This is a genomic window from Alistipes sp. cv1 (assembly GCF_900240235.1).
GTDB lineage: Bacteria > Bacteroidota > Bacteroidia > Bacteroidales > Rikenellaceae > Alistipes_A > Alistipes_A hominis.
This window is the reverse complement of record NZ_OEPW01000002.1, coordinates 227582-248396: the sequence shown is the minus strand read 5'-3', so window position 1 is coordinate 248396 and position 20815 is coordinate 227582. Positions and strand designations below refer to the sequence as shown.

Below are 20815 nucleotides of genomic sequence, written 5' to 3'. Positions count from 1 at the left end.
TTAGATTTTGAATGGGTTATTTCGTGGTATAAACATAGTTGAACCGTCCTCCGGGCGCGGTGTCTCCGTTGACGTAGAAGTCCATGATGTTGCCGTTTTCCTGCATGTTGTCGTTCCATTTGAATTCGATATCGACGTCGTCGCCCGTGAGGTTCATCAGTTGCTTTGCGATAGCCAGTTCGAGCTTGTTGCCGTTGACGGCGAACTTGCTCTCGCCGACGGCTTCCCATTCCCATCGTCCGCCGACGTTCTTTTCGATCACGGCTTTTTTTCCGTGCGGACTGGTGCGATTGACGATCAGGTCGTATCCGTTCCATCCGGTCGCTTTGTCGCGGTCGACGTCGATCAGCAGCATCATCCAGTTGCGGTCGGTCGCCGGGGTCAGTTTGTCGGCGGTTTCGACGTAGAAGTAGACGTTGTCGGCGTCGCGTGCCACTTTTGCGCCGACGATGTCGTTGCGGCCCGAATTATTTTCATAAACGTTTCCTCCGTATCCTTTGTGCCGCCGGTGCATCGTATTGCCTTTGTACGATGCGAAGTAGGGAGCCACGTCGTCCCATCCGTCGGCTTTGCCGATCTTGATCGTTTGGGGCGCCGAAGCCTTTTCGGGCGGAGTCATCCCCTTGAATTTTCGGACGTTGTCGACCAGTTGCAGGTAATATACGTCTCCTTTGTCGCCCCATCCGGCGTTCGGCTCGATATCGCGGCTGCAATTCCAGTCGTACTGATCGGGGAATCCCATATAATAAGGCCTGTGGGGCGGCCAATCGGCGACTCGGCCGGCGATGTATTCGTTCCATCCGGTGACGAACACCAGTTCCGGGTCGAGCTCAAGCGCGCGGTTCCACTGCTCCTGGAAATTCCATCCGTACAGATAGCCGTCCACGCGCGGGTCGAATCCTTTCAGCATACTGAAATTCCGCCCGAAAGTTTCCGGCTCGTTGAAAGAGCAAAAACGGCCTCCGCTGGCGAAACAGGCGTTTTGGGCCACTCCGACGGGCACTTCTTCGTAACCTCCTTCCGGTAGCGGCGCATATCCGTTCTGCGGGTAGAGCTCCAGCCATCCCCAGTTATCTTTTCGCTGCGGGCCGTTCACATAGTCGGGCTGTCCGGGACGGAAGGTGAAGAAATCGGCGATTTCACGGTCTTCAGGCGTATCGCCGAGGTCTTCCGGCCGTGCCATGATGCACGGCTTTCCTTTCCAGACGAACCACAGTTCCCGGTGCCGTCCCGGTTTATAGATGTCTTCGTAGAGCATGTGCAACTGCGGGCCGCCGTATTCCGGCGAACCGAACGGCAGCATGAATGCGATCTTCGGGGCTTTGACGCCGTCTTTTAGCGCTTCGGACCATACCTCCATCAGTACGTCGTAGGATTCTTTCCAGGTCAGTGTCAGGTTCGTACAGTCGAAAAAAACGACGTCGATCCCTGCGTCGGCCAGCATCTCGGCGTGTTTACGCAACACCCACGGGTCGGTCGTTTTATAGTATCCGAAAAGGGGTTGCTCCCAGTAGTACCGGCCCGGATTATTCCAGGCCGGATCGTCGAACGAGCGGATCGCTTCCGGGTGTTCGCGGAGTATCTCGGTCGTGTTGTTGACCTGGCTGCCCGGGGGCATGTCGTAGATGTGCCACGTCCAGTAGAACATGGCGACGAACTTATCTTTTTTGCGTTCCCCGGTTTCCCCGTATTCCCGAACTTTGCGTCCGAGCGCATCGGTCGCCGCCCAGAAATCGCTGTTTACGGATTGGGCCGCCGTGTTGCCGGCAAGTGCGAGACAGATTCCCGCGCATAGCGTGACACAAAGCAGATAGGTTTTCATAATCAGTCGTTTGGACACCCGATCGGTTTGGTTTTTGTTGCAAACACAACATTTTCTGCCTGAAAACGGTCTGCGTTTGCAGGCAAAAATCGTCCTGTTACGTATATTTTGAGCTACAAATACCTCAATAAAGACAAAGTAAACAAATTTTTCAGACTTTCCCGGCGGTTTATGCGTTTTATTTGCAAATTATTTCGCATGGGATCGTTTGTGCTCTTCCTTCCATTTCTCTTTGTAGTCTTTCGGACTCACCCCGAAATATTTTTTGAATGCGGTCGAGAAATGGGACTGTGTGCCGAATCCGGTCTGGTCGGAAATTTCGGCGATGCTCAGATTTCCTTCGAGGATCAGTTTGGCCGCTTTTTTCATTTTGAAATTCCGGACGTAATCGTTCGGAGCCAGGCCGGTTAGGCTTTTCATTTTGCGGTAAAAACTGGTTCGGCTGAAACCCAATTCGACGGCGATCACGTTGATGTTGATATCCGGATTTTCGATGCTTTTGTCGATGAACGAATGCAATTTTTCCATGAAACGTTGGTCGATCTCCGGCAGGTTTCCCGGTATCCGGTCGTTGTCCCCGAAAGGTTCCTCCTGCTCGGCGTGCAGACCTTTGTCGCTGAAATAGGCTTTCAGCCGGTCCCTGTTGTTCGTTTGGCTGTGGATGACCGAAATCAGGTGGTCGGCGCGGAACGGTTTGTTAATATAGGCGTCGGCGCCGCAGTTGTATCCTTCGATCCGCTCTTCGATCCGGTTCTTGGCCGTCAGCAGGATGAAAATGGTATGGCTGAGTTGCGGATCGTTTTTAATGGTTTTACACAGGGCGATCCCGTCCATTTCGGGCATCCGGATGTCGCTGATGATCATTTCCGGCATCTGTTCCCTGGCCATCTGGACGCCTTCCGTTCCGTTATAGGCGTGCAGTAGATCGTATTCGATGTGCAGAATTTCGTGCAGCAGCGTGTGAATCTGCGGGTCGTCCTCCACGATCAGTATCGTGCGTCCTTTGGGGGGCGAGGGCGTTTGAACGACGGGCGTGTCGAAATCCGCTCCGTCGGATTTTGTATTTTCAGGAAGGTTTCCGGGCGTCTGCTGTTCGAAAATTTCGTCGGCCGGGAACGCCTCTCTACCGATTGGGATCACGAAACTCATAATCAGACCTTCCGTTTCGGAGAAGACGGCTTTTATCGATCCTTTCTGTCGGCAGACGAGCATTTTGGTGTAGTGGAGGCCGATGCCGCTTCCCGGAGTCTCTTCCGTACTTTCCGTATTTTCCAACCGCCTGAACCGGTCGAAGATGTGTTCCAATTGCTGCGGATCGATTGTTTTGCAGGAGTTCACGACTCGAAACTCCAGACATTCGGAACCGGGGGCGTCAAATTCGGGATACCGGTCGACCGCAGTGTTCCGGTCGATTTTCCGAAAGTCGATCGAAATACGACCTTGCCGGGGAGTGTATTTTACCGCGTTCGAAACGAGGTTGGTCAGTATTTTTTCGAGCACGTCTTCGTCCGTGTAGATTTGCAGGGAGTCTTCCGTCAGGTGCAGCGAATAATCGATCTCTTTGGTATGGGCGCTGAAACGGAACGAGCCGGCCACATTCCGGATGAGCGGCACGATATCCGTTTGCATGACGTGCAACGGGATCGTTTCGTTACCCATCCGGCTGAAATCCAGCAATTGGTTGACCAGTCGCAGCAGCCGGTTGGAGTTGTAGGACAGAGTCGTTATCAGTTTATGCTCGTTGTCTTCGTTCAGCGCGCCATGCGCCAGCAGTTCGATGTTTCCGTTGATCAGGGTCAGCGGAGTCCGTAATTCGTGGGAGATGTTTCCGTAAAAGTCGATTTTCTGCTGGTTGATCTCCTGTTCGTGGAGTCGCTGTTTTTCGGAGAGGGCGAGCGCTTTTTTATTGTATTTCGTCCTGAAATACAGCTTGGTGACCGTAATAATGAAGGCCAGAACCAGCAGGATATACAGGGCGTAGGCCCAGCCCGTCAGCCATGGGGAAGCTTTTATCCGGATATCGATCCCGGTTTCCGGACTCCATTCCCCGTCCCCGTTCTGCACTTTGAGTTTGAACCGGTACTCTCCCGGCGGAACGTTCGCATAAGAGGCCCGCTTGTTGTTTCCCGCCTCTACCCAGTCTTTATCGAGACCGTCCAGTTTATACGCATAACGAAGTTTGTCCGAGTAATTGTAGTCGATGCCTGCGTAGTCGATACTGAATGAATTTTGCCAGTGGTTCAACGTGATCTTCCGCTCGTAAGCGATGCTTTTGCCGATTGGAGCGTGCTTGCCGCCCGGAGTGACGCTCCGGTTCTGAATCTTAATGTCTTCCAATACGACGGATGGATGGTATCCGTTTTGCTTGACGTCGTTCGGATTGAAACAGTCGGTTCCCAAATTTCCACCGATGTAGATCAGCCCGTCGGATGCGGTCAGCATCGCTCGTTCGAAAAACTGGGTGTTGTTCAGTCCGTCGGTTTCGTTGAAATTACGGAACCGTTTCGTTTTGGGATCGAACCGTGACAGCCCGTTGGAGGTGGCGAGCCAGATACGTCCGTTTCCGTCTTCGGTCAGGGCCAGGATGTCGTTGCTCGGAAGTCCCTCCGTGTAGGTGTACTTTGTGATTTTCCGTGTTTTCGGATCGTATTCGAGCAGCCCTTTGTTGTAGCTTCCGATCCATAGGGAGCCGTTTTCGGATCGGCGGATATCGGTACATGCGTTCAACGCGTGCATGTTGGCGAACTGACCCTCCGGGATCAACGGTTCCGGTTCGAAATCGCGGTGATCGATCGTGAAAACATTTTGCCCGTAGGCGGCGTAAACGATCTGATCGGCTTTATAGGGCTGGATCGTGGTGACCGTCACATTTTTTACGACCTGCGAAGGCTCGGCCGTCACATTTTGACCGAAAAAATAAAGTCCGGAGAATCCCCCCGCCCAGATATTGCCCGACAGATCCTGTCCGATCGCCGTGATCGGCCCGAAATTTTGCAGCGTCGTAATTTCCGAAAATCCGGACGCGTTGAGCTGTCCCACGATCAGGTTACGTCCCGTACTGATCCATATCCTGTTTTGAGAGTCGCAAAACAGGGCCCGTATCGAGTTGTTGCGGATTGAAGCCAGCGCAGGATGGTTGTTCTTTGTGAGATTTTTTACGGAACCGTTTTTCGAATAGCAATAGAGTCCGTCGTATTTGGAGCCGAACCAGATCCGGCCGAACCTTTTGTCTTCGCAAACGACGGTTACCGATTTCCCGTTCAGTGTGACCGAAGATATTTCCGGATGGTTGAACGTATTTTCCGCGGCGTTGACTTTGACGATGCCCTGTTCGAAAGTCCCGAGCCATAGATTTCCCTGCTTGTCTTTCAATGCACAGGTGATGTCGTTGTTTTGATCGTTTTTTTCGCTTTTTACCGGGATGACGGCTATTTCGCCTGTACTGATGCAATATTTATATGCATAATGCGTTGATGTGATGATGTAATTATTCTTGTCTATCAGTTTAATGCTGTTTATTTTTGCGGCAGATAGCTCCGGGTGTTTCCGTATGGATGGCGGAATGGAGGTCAGTTTCCTTCCTTTGATACTGTAAGCGAGTATTCCCTGGTCGGTTCCTATCCATATCTGTGAATCGCCGAATTTGGACAGGCAGTTGATTTCGATATAATCCGGGAGCGTGTACAATTCTGCCGTCTGGTCGTCGATGTTGTATCTGCCGAGCGCCGATCCGGTAGAGTATCCGATCCATAGATTCTGTAAGTCGTCTATAAACAGGGTATGCGCCCGTTGGGAAGCCCGGTTGCCGAACGGAAGGGGCATCGGAGACAAAATGCCCGTCGTGCGGTTCATTTTGAGAATTCCGTTGCTGTAAGTCGCGATCCATAAATTACCGGTGGAATCTTCGGCGAGATCGGTTACGAAGTATTCGTCTTGTCCGTTACTGATGGTATAGGGTGTTATTTTGTCGATGGTTAGATCGTATTTACTTAATCCCCTGGATGTCGCTATCCATAGATTTCCCGTTTTGTCCAAATGCAACCTGTTGATCCGGCTGGATTGGATAGACGTTTCGGGAGCCGATTCGTCCCGGAATAATTGCGCGTATTCATAGCCGTTGTACCGGTCTACACCGCGGGCCGTCGCAATCCAGAGATACCCCAAGGAATCCTGACAGATATCCCGTATCTGAAGGTTTGAGATCCGGGGTGAAAAATGAAAATTTTGTTGGGCTTTTACATCCGTTTTTGACGTTATAAAAGCAAAAACGGACGTAAATAATAAAATGTATCTGCAATTCATCGTTGAAGGTTTCGGCAATTTCATATTCTTGATAGCACAAAAATAATCATTCTTTGATAATTTTTTCGTTTTTGTTTCAAAAAACATTTTATCCTTTTATATATTATTGTTAATAAGAGTTTTATGGATTATGCTTTTGACCAGAATTTAAATGAATATAGCCCGCATGGGTACAAGAATGAACAGTTTTTGAAAAAAATTGAAACAAATGAGTCTATTATTAGCTAATATTTGTAGAATTTCGTGCTATCGGAATTTTCTATAAAAATACGCGGGGAAAATTTGGTAAAACAAGAAAATTAAACCTAAATTTTTATCTATGAACAAAACATTACTTTACTTCAAGACATGGATGAAGGCAACAGGACGCAATCTGGTCAGTGCGAAGGTGCTGAGCCTGGTTGTTTTGTTGTCGGCAGTTCCATACGCGGCTTTCTCTGGCAATGGGAGCCTATCTGAAGTTTCGGAGTCTATGCAGGCTGGAACTCAGACTGTTTCAGGTACCGTTCAGGATCAGGATGGCACTCCCCTGATCGGTGTGACGGTTACTTCGAGTCCGTCGAACGGCGTGGTGACCGACGTGAACGGTAAGTTTACGATCAAAGTTCCCTCGGGAGCCGAGTTGACATTCAGCTATCTGGGCTATAAGACAGTGAAAGTGAAAGTTGGCGCTCGTACCACGATCAACGTGAAGATGGAAAGCGATTCTCAGCAGCTCGAAGAGCAAGTCGTGGTCGGTTACGGGACTCAGAAGAAAGTTTCCGTGGTTGCCTCCATATCGTCGGTTAACAGCAAGGAACTTCGTCAGAGTTCTTCGCCGAACTTGGCCAACGCGTTGGCCGGACGTCTGGCCGGTCTGACCTCGTTGCAGTCCGGCGGTTCTCAGCCGGGTTTCGACGATGCCGACCTGTATCTGCGTGGGGCTTCCACTACGAACGGTACGAGACCGCTGATCCTGATCGACGGTGTGCCTCGTGACAATATCCGTACGTTGGATGCAAACGAGGTCGCTACGGTTTCCGTGCTGAAGGACGCCGCGGCTACCGCCGTATACGGTGTGCGTGGCGCGAACGGTGTGATCCTGATCACGACCAAGCGTGGCGAAGTAGGACAGACTAAGTTGGATATCTCTTTCGACCAGAGTTTCCAGGCGTTCACGCGCGAGCCGGAAAGGGTTAATTCGTGGGAATTTATGACTTTGCGTAACGAAGCGAACCGGAACGACGGTATGAACGAAGAATATTCCGGAAAGATGATTTCCCGTTCGTTGAATCCGTTGATGGGGCTGGATCCGAACGATCCGGATTATGCATTGAAAGCGGCCAGAAGGAATTATATGTATCCTAACCACGACTGGTATCGTGAAATTTTCAAAAAATGGTCGCCTCAGAGCCGTGTGAACATCAATATCAGCGGCGGTACCGAAAAGCTGCAATATTTTGTGAACGCCAGCTATTTGCATCAGGGCGGTAACTTGCATACAGAGCCGAAAAGCAAGCTCGGCTACGATCCTCAGGCAAGGATGACCCGTTACAGCTTCCGTTCGAACTTGGACTATAATATTACGAAAAACTTCAAGGCTTTCCTGAATTTGGGTAGTTACATTGAAAAAGTGGGCATGCCCGGTACTACGACTTACGGCGGAGACAATAAATGGATGATCCGTGACCTTATCCACTGTACGGTAGGTATGAAGCCGATGACCGTAGGTCCTACCACTCCCGATGCGTCTCTGGGCTACGATGTAATTCCGGATAAAGTGATCCGTCCGGTCGAAACCGACCGTTCGCCTTTCGAATCCGTAAACCGTAAAGGTTACCGGGATGAAACCAGAACGAACCTGAATGCGTCTATCGGAGGCGAGTGGAATATGACCTTTATCACCAAAGGTTTGTCTTTGAAAGGTATGGCTTCGTTCGACGCCGTAGCCAATACGATTCTGGGCGGCGACATCACGGAAATGTCTTTCGCAACTTCGGTTGATGAAGATAACGACCAGATCTATTTTGCGGCCGACCGCGAATTGAACGGTACGTTGAGCCTGAGCAAGAGCGGTTATACCAATTATACGGTCAACTTGCAGGGATCGTTGAATTATAGCAGAACTTTTGGCAAGCACGACGTAGGCGCCATGATTCTGGTACAGCGCGATTTTTGGGAAACCAACGGCGCTCCGCTTAACATGCCTTATAATATGATGGGTATGGCTGCCCGCGTTACTTACGGCTTCGATAACCGTTATCTGTTAGACGCCAATATGGGTTACAACGGTTCCGAGCAGTTCTCTCCGAAAAACCGGTTCGGTTTCTTCCCCTCTTTCGCAGTGGGTTGGGTTGTTTCCAATGAAAACTTCCTGAAAGGCAATAAAGTCATCACCAATTTGAAGTTGAGAGCTTCTTATGGTAAAGTAGGTAGCGATAAGATCGGAAACAACCGTTTCCTTTATTTGAGCAATCATACTTATTCTTCAAGTGGCGGCGTTGCCGTCGGCGGTTACGGTACGATCAATGAGAATCGTCCGGGTAACTACAACCTGCAGTGGGAGGTTTCCAAGAAACAGAACTACGGTATCGATCTCCAGTTGTGGAGCGATTGGTCGATCACTTTCGATTACTTTATCGAACAACGTTCGAAGATCCTGAAGACCCAGGGAATGGCTCCGCAGTTTGCGGGTGTGCCCCAGTGGCCTTACTTGAACCTCGGCGTGGTGGATAACTCGGGTTATGAACTCGAAATTAATTACAACAAATCTTTCAACAAGGATCTGTTCCTCTCTGTAAAGGGCAGTTATAACCACAATAAAGTGAAATTCTGGGATGAAGTGCCTTATGCGGACGGTTATTATTACCAGTATCGTACGACCGGACAGTCGCTCAATCAGACTTTCGGTTACAAGATCGACTGGAGCAACGGCAACGGGTATTTCAATACTCAGGAAGAATTGGACAAGTATACGGAAGGATATGTAGACGAGAACGGCGTCGAACACAAGGGTATTACTTACAACCTTTCTACGTCTCCCCAGTTGGGCGATTTCAAATACATCGACCAGAACGGGGACGGAATTATCGACGAGAAAGACCGGGTGCCCATCGGTTACACGAATGTGCCGCGCGTATCTTACGGTCTCAACGTTTCTCTTAATTACAAATGGTTCGACTTTACGGTCTTCCTTCAGGGGGTAGGTAAATATTCGAGCTATTACAGCGGTCAGGGTGTGAACGAGAACATCTATCAGGGTACTTTCTTCAAGTATCACAAAACCGCTTGGACCGCCGAACGTTATGCTGCCGGGCAGAAGATCACTTACCCGAGATTGTCTACCGGGGAAACCTGCTCGAAGATCGAAAATGATTTCTTCGTAATGGACCGTGCTTTTATCCGTCTTAAAGCAATCGAATTGGGTTATACTTTGCCGTCGAATGCTCTGCGTGCAATCGGTATTAATAAATTGAGAGTGTATTTCCGCGGTGATAACCTGGTTACGTGGGATCGTCTGAGAACAAATTCGACAGACCCCGAACAAACGGACCAGATCGGTTATCCTATCGTGAAGACGTTCAACTTTGGATTTAACGTAACATTCTAAGCTACTAAAATTCTCATTATGAAAGTGAAATATATATTTTTATCAGCTATAGCGTCGGTCGTTGCATTGAGTTCGTGCTCGGACGCTTTGGATATGGCTCCGGCTGGTTACATCGACATGTCCACGATATGGCAGGATAACGACAGAGTGGGAGCCTATCTGAATGCTATTTACAGTGGAAACTATATTACGGACAAAGGAATCGGGCAGTGGTATTTTACTACTAATACAGCGGTTGCAATGTCCGACGATGCATGGGACGCGGATGCGGAAGTCGAAACGAGTTTGAACTCTTCACAGGCTTACAACGGTATAGCGTCGGCGAGCAATCATCCTCTGACGAGAGCTGTTTCAGGTGTAGCCCGGATCAGTTGGGGCAATTTGTACGAAGGAATACGTAAGTGTAATGTCTTTTTGACTCACATCGACTCTGCGACGGTTACCGAAGAGAAAAACCGCGCCCGTTGGAAAGCCGAGGCTTATTTGTTGCGGGCTTATTTCTATGCGGAACTGATTCGCTATTACGGTTCGATGGCTCCGATTATAAAGACAGCCACTGCTTATACGGACGATTTTGAACAATATGCGATTAAGTCTACTTACCGTGAGTTGGTCGAGTCTATCATTGCCGATTGCGATTCGGCGTTGGCTGAACCGGCAGTTCCTTGGAGAATTACTACCGGCGGAGAATCGAACCGGGTAACGAAAGCGTTGGCTTGCGCTCTTAAATCCCGTTATTCGCTTTATGCCGCCAGCCCGCTGAACGCGACGAATGCGCTGGATGCGATGACTTGGGAAGAGGCCTATCAGATCAATAAGGAAGCGTTGGCTAGTTTGCGTGAGAACAGCTATGAACTTTATAAAACGTGCAAGAATCCGTCCGAATACGATGTATTCGCTACCAAAGGGCAGGTGAAATGGAAAAAAGGTTCCGACGCTGCGGCGGCAATGCATGAATATTTCTGTTCAACATTGAGTTATGATGCGAATCCGAACGATAAGGAGACGATTTGGCAAGACCGTGGCGCCCGCGGTGATATGTGGTTTATCAACGGGATCGGTTTCCAGGGATATTATAAGTGCGGATTGACGCCGACGCAGGAACTGGTCGATCAGTATGAAAATGTAAAATACAACAGCAGTACTGCCTTGGAAAGTTATCCGGTTGTCGATTTGGCGTTGCCTTACCGGGATAATACGCATTTGAATCCGAATTTTAATCCTGAGAATACGATTTTCGATCAGGTTTCGAATCCTTATGGGGACAGGGATCCGCGTTTCTACGTAACGGTCGTTTACAATGAGTGTGTTCGTACCGCCTTCTGGAAAAACGAAGAGATCGACGGTCGTTCGGGAGTCCATTATGTCGGAAATGCCATCCGTTCCAAAACGATCTGGACGAATAAGGAAGACGATTACACCGGTATCCATAGCAGTCGCCGTCAGAGAACGCGTACCGGTTATTATCTCAATAAATACCTGAGGCCGTCCGAAGGAGAGAACGCAGGCGGTAGCGTAAAGGGTAAAATTTTCCGTTTGGCTGAAATTATTCTGAATACTGCCGAATGCGCTATCAATGCCGGTCATATCCAGGAAGGCATGACGTTGGTCAATGAGATCAGAGACCGCGCGGGAATGCCGGCTTGGCCGACGAGTCTTACGCAGGACGAAGCTCTGTTGTATCTGAAACATGAACGCCGTGTCGAAATGGCGATGGAGGATACCCGTTTGGACGATATGCGTCGTTGGCAGAGGCCCGACGGAGATATGTTGGATTATCAGTGGCCGACGGCTATGGAGATTTCATGGTTGGGCGATGATAAGGAAGGTAAGCCGATGTATACTTACACTCGTAAGCATATTCGGAACTCTCCCCGCCGTTGTTATTCCAATAAGTGGTTGTGGGTGCCCATTCCGTTGAGCGATCAGAATCGGTTGGAAACTTTGACCGGACATGCATGGCAAAATCCCGGATGGTAGTATTTACGGGTTGTGTAAACGATTAAATGATAAATAATATGAGACATAAAGTAAATATTAAAATAGCGCTGTTGCTCACATGCATGTTTTTGAGTGCATTCGGGGCTAAAATCAGTGCGCAGTCGTCAACCGTCTATACCATCAAGGGTGTCGTAACGGACGAGTTTGGCAAGCCGCTGTCCGGAGTGGTCGTTAATTCCGAGACGGGAAAGAACGGAACTTCGACAGATATTGAAGGCTCCTATATCCTGACTGTGGACGATGGAAGTAAAGATATCGTTTTTTCTTATCTCGGTTATAAAGATAAGAAGGTGGCCATCGCAGAGAAGGAAACAATCGATGCGAAATTGGAACCCGACGCTTTGAAAAGCGACGAGATTATCGACATGGGTTTCGTTCAGCAACGGCGGGGAGCAATCTCCGGAGCTGTTAGTTCCGTGAAAGGAACTCCGATAGAAGCCGCTCCCGTTTCGAGTTTCGGTGCTGCTATGAACGGTTTTGTGACCAACTTGATGGTACGGCAGAACAATTATGTGCTTGGTAATGAAACGGTCAGTATGTTGATCCGCGGCGCTTCGAATCCGCAGAATGGGTGGCAGACCCCGTTGATTATGATCGATGGCGTGATGTCTTCTTATAATAGTAACGATGTTTTGCGCTATCTGACTGCAAAAGAGGTCGAATCGATTACTTTGTTGAAAGATGCTTCTACGCAGGCTTTGTACGGGGTTAAGGGAAATGCCGGCGTGCTCGTGATTACGACGAAACGAGGAAAGAAAGGGCCGGTTCGGATCGATGTTTCTTATGATCAGTCTGTACAGCAACCGACGATCTCTCCGAGGTTTTACCATTCTTGGGAGTATGCTACGTTTAAAAATGAAGCTACCTATAACGATAACCCGAGTCTGGGTAAAACGCCTGTTTATTCGCCTGTCGATATCGCCAATTATATCTCCGGAGAAAACAGGGAGTTGTATCCGGATAACAACTGGCGCGATATGTTCTATAAGAAGTTGACCACCATGTCCCGGGCCAATATAAACGTTACCGGTGGTTCGGATAAGTTTACCTATTTCACTCAGGTGAATTTCATGCACCAGGGAGGTCAGTTTAAGACGACTAATGAACGTTATAAGTCAGGATTCAATACCAACTGGTTCAATTACCGTACGAACGTGGATATCAAGGTGAACAAATACCTAAGTTCATACCTGCGGTTGAGCGGTAACGTAAGACGCGACCGCGCTCCCGGAAGCGATGCCTTTTATAACGCGCAGCAGGGATTATATGAAGATATGTATTGGCGCGGAGCGAATATTTACGGTCCTTTGACGCCTGCCGTATATGATCAGGCGACCGGAGAGATGTTGGATCCGGGAGGAAAGTTGGTCGTTGAAGAGAAGAATACTTATTCGATTTACGGAGTGTTGAACCGGATGGGTTATAATAAGGCTACTTCCGTGAACATCAATTCCCAGTTCGGATTGGATCTGGATCTGAGTTTCGTGACCAAAGGGTTGAAATTAGGCGGATATATCGCTTACCAGACTTATGGTTACAATTCTCTTACCGCTATTCAGAGCAATGAACTTGTTAAGAGGAAAACGACCGACGATCCGTCCGTACTCGCTTTCGAAACGATCGGTACGACGAAAGATTCCGAACTGAGTTACGGGAAAGGTTATTCTTCTTACTATCATTTGGATTATCGGGCTTATTTGGATTATCAGCGTACTTTTGGAAAACATAATGTACAGGCTACCGCTTTTATTTACTACCAGAACCTGTCTAAGGCGGATATGGGGTCTTCCAATAATGTTTTGCCTTTCAATACGGTGTTGTCCGGCGTCGAAGCTGCCTATGGTTATGACAACCGTTATTTCGTAAAAGTCGATCTGGGTTATTCTGCAACCGAGCAGTTCGCTCCCGATCGCCGTTGGATCGCTACGCCCGCTATTTCCGGCGCGTGGAATCTGGCGAACGAACATTTTATGAAAAATGTGAAATGGCTGAACGAGTTTAAAATCCGTGCTTCTTACGGACGTACTGCCGAGGACGATTTGCAGAACGGACGTCATGGTTACTTGGATGAGAACCAGTTTGGTACTGGCGGTTCGGTTCCCGTGTTGGCTTATTCTACATGGGAAAATAAAAAGGGATATGCTTTGCTTCAGGCACAAACGATGCTCAAACAAAATTACGGTATCGACGTAGGATTGTTCAACGGGTTTACGTTCTCTTTCGACTATTTCAAAGAACGGATGGATAATATGCTGATCCATGCGACCTCGACGATTCCGAGTTATCAGGGTATTCCCATCAACAATTATCCTGCTACGCAAGTCGGTGTTTACGAGAACAAAGGTTATGATCTGTCGGCTAACTACTACAAACGGATCAATGCGGACTGGAGTTTTAACGTAGGCGGTTGGGTTAGCTATGCCCGTAATAAGGTTATTTACAAAGACGAAACCGAACTGGGTGAAAGCTATTCTTACAGACGTAAAGAGGAAGGATTCCCGCTCGGAACTTCTTTCGGATTGATGGTTGATTATAGCAACGGTAATGGTTATTTCAATTCGCAGGAAGAAATCGATCGTTACGAATGTACTTACGGATGGAACATGCCTTCTCCCAGGGTCGGCGATTTGATCTTCAAGGATATAAACGGAGACTATATCATCGATGAGAAAGATCAGGTTCCTTTCGGATACGGTGGCATACCGCAGGTATTCTACGCTTTCAATGGCGGATTCAAATACAAGAATCTGGAGTTTAGCTTCCTTTTCCAGGGCGTAGCCAGAACGGGGGGATTCGAAAGCAGTACATGGCATCTTAACTACGAAGGGATCTATACCCGGTTGCATGAAGGCGCCTGGACGCCTGAAAGGTATGCCGCAGGGAAAGAGATTACGGCTCCGGCTTTGTCCAATAGTCAGACCTCGAGCGATATGCGTAATAATTCCTATAACTGGAACGACCGGGCATTCCTTCGGTTGAAGAATGTGGAGATCGCTTATACATTGCCGTTGAATGTATCGAAGAAGATTTCTGCGGATAAAATTCGGTTCTCGCTTAGCGGACAGAACCTGGTTACCTGGGGCCGCATGAAAAACAAGGATATTGAACCGGAATACGGCGGTTTGTATACCATTCCTGCCTACCGTGTTTATAACGTAGGTGTCAGCGTTCTTTTCTAACCAGTAAAAGTTCTTTTAACGAGTAAAAAAAAATTGTATGAAAAAACATATATATCTTCTTTTTGCAGCATTTGTTGCCGGAGGGCTTTCCTCTTGCAACGATGCACTCGATCTGCCGGATGACGGACGTATCAGTTACGAGAGTATCTGGTCGGATCGGAACAGAACGATCGGTTATTTGAATACTTGCTATAATTACGTTTCCGGTCCGAGCTTTGGAGTGATATCTTATACGGACGATGCGCAGGACGCATATGATTACATGGCGAATTCCGGAGTTACTTACTGGTACTCTGGTTTGGTCAGTGCGACTTCATGGCCGCTGGGAGGATCTTGGAGTAATGCATTTGTCGGGATCCGTTATTGTAACGTTTTTATTCAGGCATTGCCGAATGCGACCGCCTATGCCCAGGAGGAGGAAAAGAAAGGTTGGATCGCTCAAGCCCAGGCATTACGCGCTTATTATTATTTGACGCTGATCAGGGAGTATGGCGGCGTTCCGTTGATTACGGAGCCTTATTCTTATGATCACGATTTTTCTTCCGACAGGCGTGCTAAAGTTTGGGAAATCGTTAAGCAGATTCTACAGGATACCGATGATGCTCTTGCAGCTCCGGGAGCCGAGGATATGTCTTATACGAGTAAAGGATTCCGTTGGGTATTGGGCTCGAACTATGCCAATATGATGCACCGCGCATTAGCCTATGCGATCCGTTCGGAAGCGATTATGCTGGCCGTAAGTCCGCTCCACGCTAATGAAGAAGGAAATCCTTATACTTGGGAAGATGCCGCTAGAATTACGAAGGAAGCGCTCGACCAATGTCTGGCTCACGATTATTCTTTGTTTACCCGTCTGCCGGTCGTCCAGACCGATTCGAAGGGCGCCTATGATTATTATTTCTTCACTCCGTACGATTATGACCGTACGAGTGATAAGGAAACGATTTATGGAGTTGCCGGTATTTCGGTTTGGAATTATTACGGTCTTCCGACTAATTCCAGGCAGTCTTCTGCCGGAATCAGTCCGACTCAGGAGTTGATTGACTCTTATGAAACGGCCGATGGACACCCGATTCTTAAGAAAACTGGGGATGGCAAATATTATAAAGATGACTCTCATTTGCAACCGAACTTCAATGAAGCTGCCGGATACGACGATCAGAATCCTTATGAGAACCGCGATCCCCGTTTCTATCAATCCGTTTATTTCAATGGGGCACAGCGTCATTGGGACGATCCGGACGAACTTGTGAAGATTTATGACAATGCGCCGAGAGACAGTTCCTGCGCAATTGATAAAACGACCATTCGGAATACGAGAACGGGTTATTACATGAGAAAGTACGACAAACATACTTCATCTTATGAAACACCTGTTACCGGATATGTACGGAGATTCCGGTTAGCAGAGCTTTATCTGAACTTCGCAGAAGCGGCCAATGAAGCTTATGGCCCGACTCAGCAGGTAGAAGGATATAGCGGGCAGGCTTCCATGTCTGCCGTAGAGGCAGTCAATGCAGTCCGTACGAGAGCCGATATGCCGAATGTTAGGGATGAATATACTACGGATAGAGATGTGTTCAGGGACAGGATCTGGAATGAACGTCGGGTAGAATTCGCTTTTGAACCGCTTCGTTTCTACGATATTCGGCGTTGGAAGATCCTTGACGAAGCAGAGACGGTCGTAACGGGTATGCGGGCGACCAAGAACGATAGTGACGGTACGTTTACTTATAAACGGTTCGTTGTCAGCGAACGCAAATCGAATGCGGATACTTATCTGCTTTTCCCGTTGCCTACGGACGAAGTGAATAAGATGTATAAACTTACCGGGACGAACTGGCAGAATCCGGGCTACGAATCTCCCGAATAAGTCGATCGTCTACATGATAAAGAAACGGAAACCAACGGGTTTCCGTTTCTTTTATTTTAGGCGTTGTTGATTATTTTCGCTATAATCATTATATTTACTCTCTGAATAGAACATAAACAAAAGCATAAAATGGGAATTAAACAGATTTTATTAAGTGTTGTGGCTATGTGTGGTATCGTCGGTGCCGGGGCAAAGCCTGCGACGGAAGTGGTTGCGCACCGGGGGTATTGGAAGGCGGAGGGTTCCGCTCAGAATTCGGTCGCGTCGTTGAAAAAGGCGATTGAGATCGGAGCCAGGGGATCGGAATGCGATGTGTATATTACGACGGACGGAGTCGTCGTCGTGCATCATGATCCGACGATCGACGGGAAGCGGATCGACGAAAGCACATACGCGGCTTTGAAAGATTGCAAATTATCGAACGGAGAAGCAATTCCGACGCTGGACGAGCTTCTTGCGATTGCGCGTAAACAGAAACATACGAAATTGATTATCGAGATCAAGTCGCATAATACCCAGGAGAAGGAGGCGGCGGCAGTCGATGCTGTGTTGAAACTGGTGAAAAAAAACAAGATGGATAAGTTGGTCGAATATATTTCGTTCAGTCAAAATGTCTGCGAGCGCCTGATCGCGTTGTCGCCGAAAGCGAAGGTGGCTTATCTTGGCAGCGATCTGACCCCGAAACAGCTCTCCGACAAGGGGTATACCGGATTGGATTATCATATAGGTGCGATGCGGGCCCATGAAGAGTGGTTCGACGAAGCGAAACAATTGGGGTTGGAAGTCAATGTTTGGACCGTCGACGACGAGCCGAATATGAAATGGTTGATCGGTAAAGGCGTTACTTATATTACGACGGACGAGCCCGTTATGTTGCAGAAATTGTTGGCCGAATAGCAAAGGATCGTGTCGGATAAACGATCGTCGGTCTTCTTTTTTCGGATTTTTCGGGAAAAAGAGCGGTGGCGAGGTAAAAAAGTCGCAAGATTTTGCGGATAATTCGATTAATTTTACGAAATTTGCACTCGCTAAATCCGGTTGTGGGAGCACGATCGTTTGGATTTGCCACAATAGCTCAGTCGGTAGAGCATTTCATTCGTAACGAAAAGGTCGTGGGTTCGAGTCCCACTTGTGGCTCAAAAGAAAAAGGAACGTGAAAACGTTCCTTCTTCTTTTGTTTTGGCCCGGTAAGTTTGTTCTCCCTGAGGGAAAGCTTTGTTGCCGTTTTTGCGTGGGCAGTTATTTGCCGTTTTTGCTTTCTTCTTCGGAAAAAGCGTCCTGCACCTCTTTCTTTTTTTCTTCGTGGTCTTTCTTCGTGTAATTTTTCACGTTGTCGACGATCTCTTTTACTTCGTTCCAGAAATTTTCCTCACAAGGATCGCATGTGTTACAATTCTCTTTCATGGCTGTTTTATTTTATTAATGAATAATTCTGCATGAAGACATGCAAAATACGTACTACACCGGCTGCGGACAGGGAATGTTCTCGGGAAAAGGGTTAGCCGGCCTTTTGCCGGACGGTATCGATTTTTTGCGTTAGCGGTCGATCGGTCGGCGAAAAGCTGTAATTATGCTATACTCTTATTTTGCATTAAGAATTCGCAAGTCGCCTGTTTTTGCGGATAATATAGTGTACGAAGATCGTGGAGGGGGGAATTTCCATAATGACGCCGACATCGTTTGGGTCCGTGTGCAGATTTAACTGGCGGTAGTTCGTCCGGCTGAATTTTATCCACGGATTGTTGTGCATCGGAATTTTAAAGCGATAGACATGCTGGAGGCGGCTGTTTTTCGTTTCGTCGATCACGGAATCATCGTCCGCCGATTGGCATATATACACGTCGTTGTCGTCCGAAGAGGTGCAACAGCCGGTTGTTCCGGACGAAGGAAGAGAGCAATTCCATGGTTCGTGGGCGCCCGATGATGTCCAGCCATTTTTTCATGCCTTCGGTCGATTTGCACTCTCTCTGGTCGATGAGTTTGTCGGCTTTCGGTCTGTCTCCCGTGTAGATGTTCATGCTTCGGGGATCTTCTATTTTGTACAGGGTCGAATGTCCGCGCACGTGTCCCAGAAAATTGGATACATAATATTTTCCTTGAACAGAGACTTTGCTTTCCCGAAAGGTTCCAGCTCTGCCCGCGTTTGTCGAAATACAGGGTTCTGGCTCCTTTGCGGCTACCTATTCGGGCGACGAGCGTGTCGTTCTGACAATGCAGGTAGTGATAGCTGGTAAATACTTGCGAGATGTCGATTTCTGAGAGTTTCTCCCCTGTTTTCGAAAAAGCGTAAAACTTATCTGTCCAGTCTCTGAAATTCGTCATGTCGAACATCCGTCTGGAGAGAATGTAGTAGGTGCCGTCGAGCAGAGTCATCGAACCCAGGTCCAGGTCGCAATCGACATAGACTATACCGAAATTATTCCGCCGATATATAAGGACATTGATTTTTACAAGAATGGGCTGGGCATTATACAGGACTTCGACGACATGTAGGCTCTGGTGTTGAGCAGCGGTGAAATAACGCCTTTTATATATACTTATATCCCGGATGAGAACGGCAATTACTATCTCGTCGTTGACGGCGATCCGTATGACGGTAAAGAATTCGGTTTGATGAATGCTAAAGGGAGATATTGATACCGCCCGTCTACGACGAGATGGATAACCGGATAACCAATCCTTACTATTCGGATGGGTGGGTAGGGGGAGTCGCCAAGACTTACCTGCCCGAAAATCATGTTCTGATTCTGAAAGACGATCTCTGGAGCGTTATGGACGTTTCGACAGGGAAATACATCTTGAAAGATTTCGAAAGGATAAACGGGGTTTATAACGATCAGTATATCGTAAGGAAGAGATTGTCTCCTCACGAGCCGAGTAATTTTGCAATCGAATTCTACATAAGATTCTCAGGTAAACGAGGCGCCGGTTCAAATCAAAGATCTCGTAATACTTTCATAAGACAGACAAGGCTCTCATATATGAGAGCCTTGTCTGTCTTAGTAGCGGGGGAAGGACTTGAACCTCCGACCTTTGGGTTATGAGCCCAACGAGCTGCCAACTGCTCCACCCCGCGGTATTATGGTACAAAGATAACCAAAAAAAACAAATCCGCAAAAAATATCGGCTTTATTTGGCGCGTGCCGAAGGGGTGTTGCGCACAATAGGCTGGTTGTTATTTGTTTATATCGAATATGGAATGATTGCGTGCCGGATTGCCGGATGCGGCGCACCGGTTTCCAGACGCTTTATCCGAAAATCAGGTTCAGTACGTAAGCCAGCCGATAGCCGCCTTTGAGCAGTTGCTTTTCGGCCAGCAGGTTGCCTTCGTAGCGTTCCGTGTCGGAAAGTTCCGTGTCGGGTCTTACGATGTCGTAAGCGACGATGCAGTTGCGGGCATTGTCGCTCACCCACTCCCTGGGAGTCCCGCTGACCATTTCGGCCTTTTCGGCTTTCGAACAGCGATCCAGTTGTTCGCACCATTCCGTAACGCTCCATGCGTGGGGGCCGAGCGAAGGCATGTCGTCCCATACGCTGTGGAACAGAATCGCCTCGCCGTCCACTTTCAGCCAGTAGTTCGACGGGCGGTAATTGTAAATGACGTGAGCCGGACAGTGCATGTCGGGCAGGAAGTGAACCAGGTGTTTGATCAGCAGCAATACGGTCGAATCGTCCATGCTCTTGTACTTGCCATCCTTCATCCGGTCGATCGCTTTTTCTACGGCCATCAGCGCATCGCCTGGGAAGTCGCCTTCCGCATATTCGAAATCCTTGTTGACCGGAACGCAATGGTCGAACCATTCGTTCGAGTAGCCGCTTTTGGTAACGTAGCCGAGGTAGTCCATCCACGAGGCGTAATAGATGATGTCGTGTCCTTCGAGGTATTTGGCGATGTTCTTTTTCGCTTTTTTTGTCATGTTTTGTTGTGCGATGGCCGCCGAAATGTCGTGGCCCAATTTGTTCCATCCGAACGAAGAGAAAGGAACGGCCGCCAGCAGGAACGCCGCGATCAGAAGTTTCTTCATAGCGCTTTTTATATATTCGGGTTT

General features: G+C 48.4%; 10 protein-coding genes and 2 tRNA genes. 6 read left to right on the top strand and 6 right to left on the bottom strand.

All coding sequences use genetic code 11. The features are described from left to right. Positions 1 to 16 precede the first annotated feature (16 nt). Both C1A08_RS05440 and C1A08_RS05435 read right to left on the bottom strand, forming a co-directional pair. Positions 17 to 1822, bottom strand: a complete 1806-nt coding sequence (locus C1A08_RS05440) for a hypothetical protein (RefSeq protein ID WP_257937049.1) — start codon at positions 1820 to 1822, stop codon at positions 17 to 19. Between the two features lie 189 nt (positions 1823 to 2011). After that, positions 2012 to 6124 (bottom strand): hybrid sensor histidine kinase/response regulator transcription factor, encoded by a 4113-nt coding sequence (locus tag C1A08_RS05435; protein ID WP_180951529.1) that lies wholly within the window; start codon positions 6122 to 6124, stop codon positions 2012 to 2014. 319 nt (positions 6125 to 6443) lie between these two features. On the opposite strand from C1A08_RS05435, the gene C1A08_RS05430 reads away from it, so the two are divergent. The 6 genes from C1A08_RS05430 to C1A08_RS05405 all read left to right on the top strand — a co-directional run bounded on the left by C1A08_RS05430 (position 6444) and on the right by C1A08_RS05405 (position 17903). After that, entirely contained in the window at positions 6444 to 9713 is a 3270-nt protein-coding gene (locus C1A08_RS05430) for a SusC/RagA family TonB-linked outer membrane protein (RefSeq protein WP_257937048.1), read from the top strand. Between the two features lie 18 nt (positions 9714 to 9731). After that, complete coding sequence (locus C1A08_RS05425) at positions 9732 to 11693, top strand: RagB/SusD family nutrient uptake outer membrane protein (protein ID WP_101571912.1); 1962 nt, start codon at positions 9732 to 9734, stop codon at positions 11691 to 11693. A 26-nt stretch (positions 11694 to 11719) separates the two neighbouring features. Continuing rightward, positions 11720 to 14893: a SusC/RagA family TonB-linked outer membrane protein gene (locus C1A08_RS05420; protein ID WP_101571910.1), complete on the top strand. Its 3174-nt coding sequence runs from the start codon at positions 11720 to 11722 to the stop codon at positions 14891 to 14893. Positions 14894 to 14930: 37 nt separating this feature from the next. Beyond that, complete coding sequence (locus C1A08_RS05415) at positions 14931 to 16766, top strand: RagB/SusD family nutrient uptake outer membrane protein (RefSeq protein ID WP_101571908.1); 1836 nt, start codon at positions 14931 to 14933, stop codon at positions 16764 to 16766. A 129-nt stretch (positions 16767 to 16895) separates the two neighbouring features. After that, on the top strand, positions 16896 to 17663 hold the full coding sequence (locus tag C1A08_RS05410; protein ID WP_055202759.1) for a glycerophosphodiester phosphodiesterase: 768 nt from the start codon (positions 16896 to 16898) through the stop codon (positions 17661 to 17663). A gap of 167 nt (positions 17664 to 17830) precedes the next feature. Continuing rightward, positions 17831 to 17903: transfer RNA gene (locus C1A08_RS05405), tRNA-Thr, on the top strand. A gap of 102 nt (positions 17904 to 18005) precedes the next feature. On the opposite strand, the gene C1A08_RS13220 is transcribed toward C1A08_RS05405, so the two are convergent. The 4 genes from C1A08_RS13220 to C1A08_RS05385 all read right to left on the bottom strand — a co-directional run bounded on the left by C1A08_RS13220 (position 18006) and on the right by C1A08_RS05385 (position 20791). Beyond that, positions 18006 to 18170, bottom strand: a complete 165-nt coding sequence (locus C1A08_RS13220) for a hypothetical protein (RefSeq protein WP_172970727.1) — start codon at positions 18168 to 18170, stop codon at positions 18006 to 18008. Positions 18171 to 18577: 407 nt separating this feature from the next. After that, the gene (locus tag C1A08_RS05395; RefSeq protein WP_101571903.1) at positions 18578 to 18784 is read right to left on the bottom strand and encodes a hypothetical protein; all 207 of its coding nucleotides are present in this window, start codon (positions 18782 to 18784) and stop codon (positions 18578 to 18580) included. Positions 18785 to 19769: 985 nt separating this feature from the next. Continuing rightward, positions 19770 to 19842 (bottom strand) — tRNA-Met (locus C1A08_RS05390). A 172-nt stretch (positions 19843 to 20014) separates the two neighbouring features. Further along, on the bottom strand, positions 20015 to 20791 hold the full coding sequence (locus C1A08_RS05385; protein ID WP_101571901.1) for a S1/P1 nuclease: 777 nt from the start codon (positions 20789 to 20791) through the stop codon (positions 20015 to 20017). Positions 20792 to 20815 lie beyond the last annotated feature (24 nt).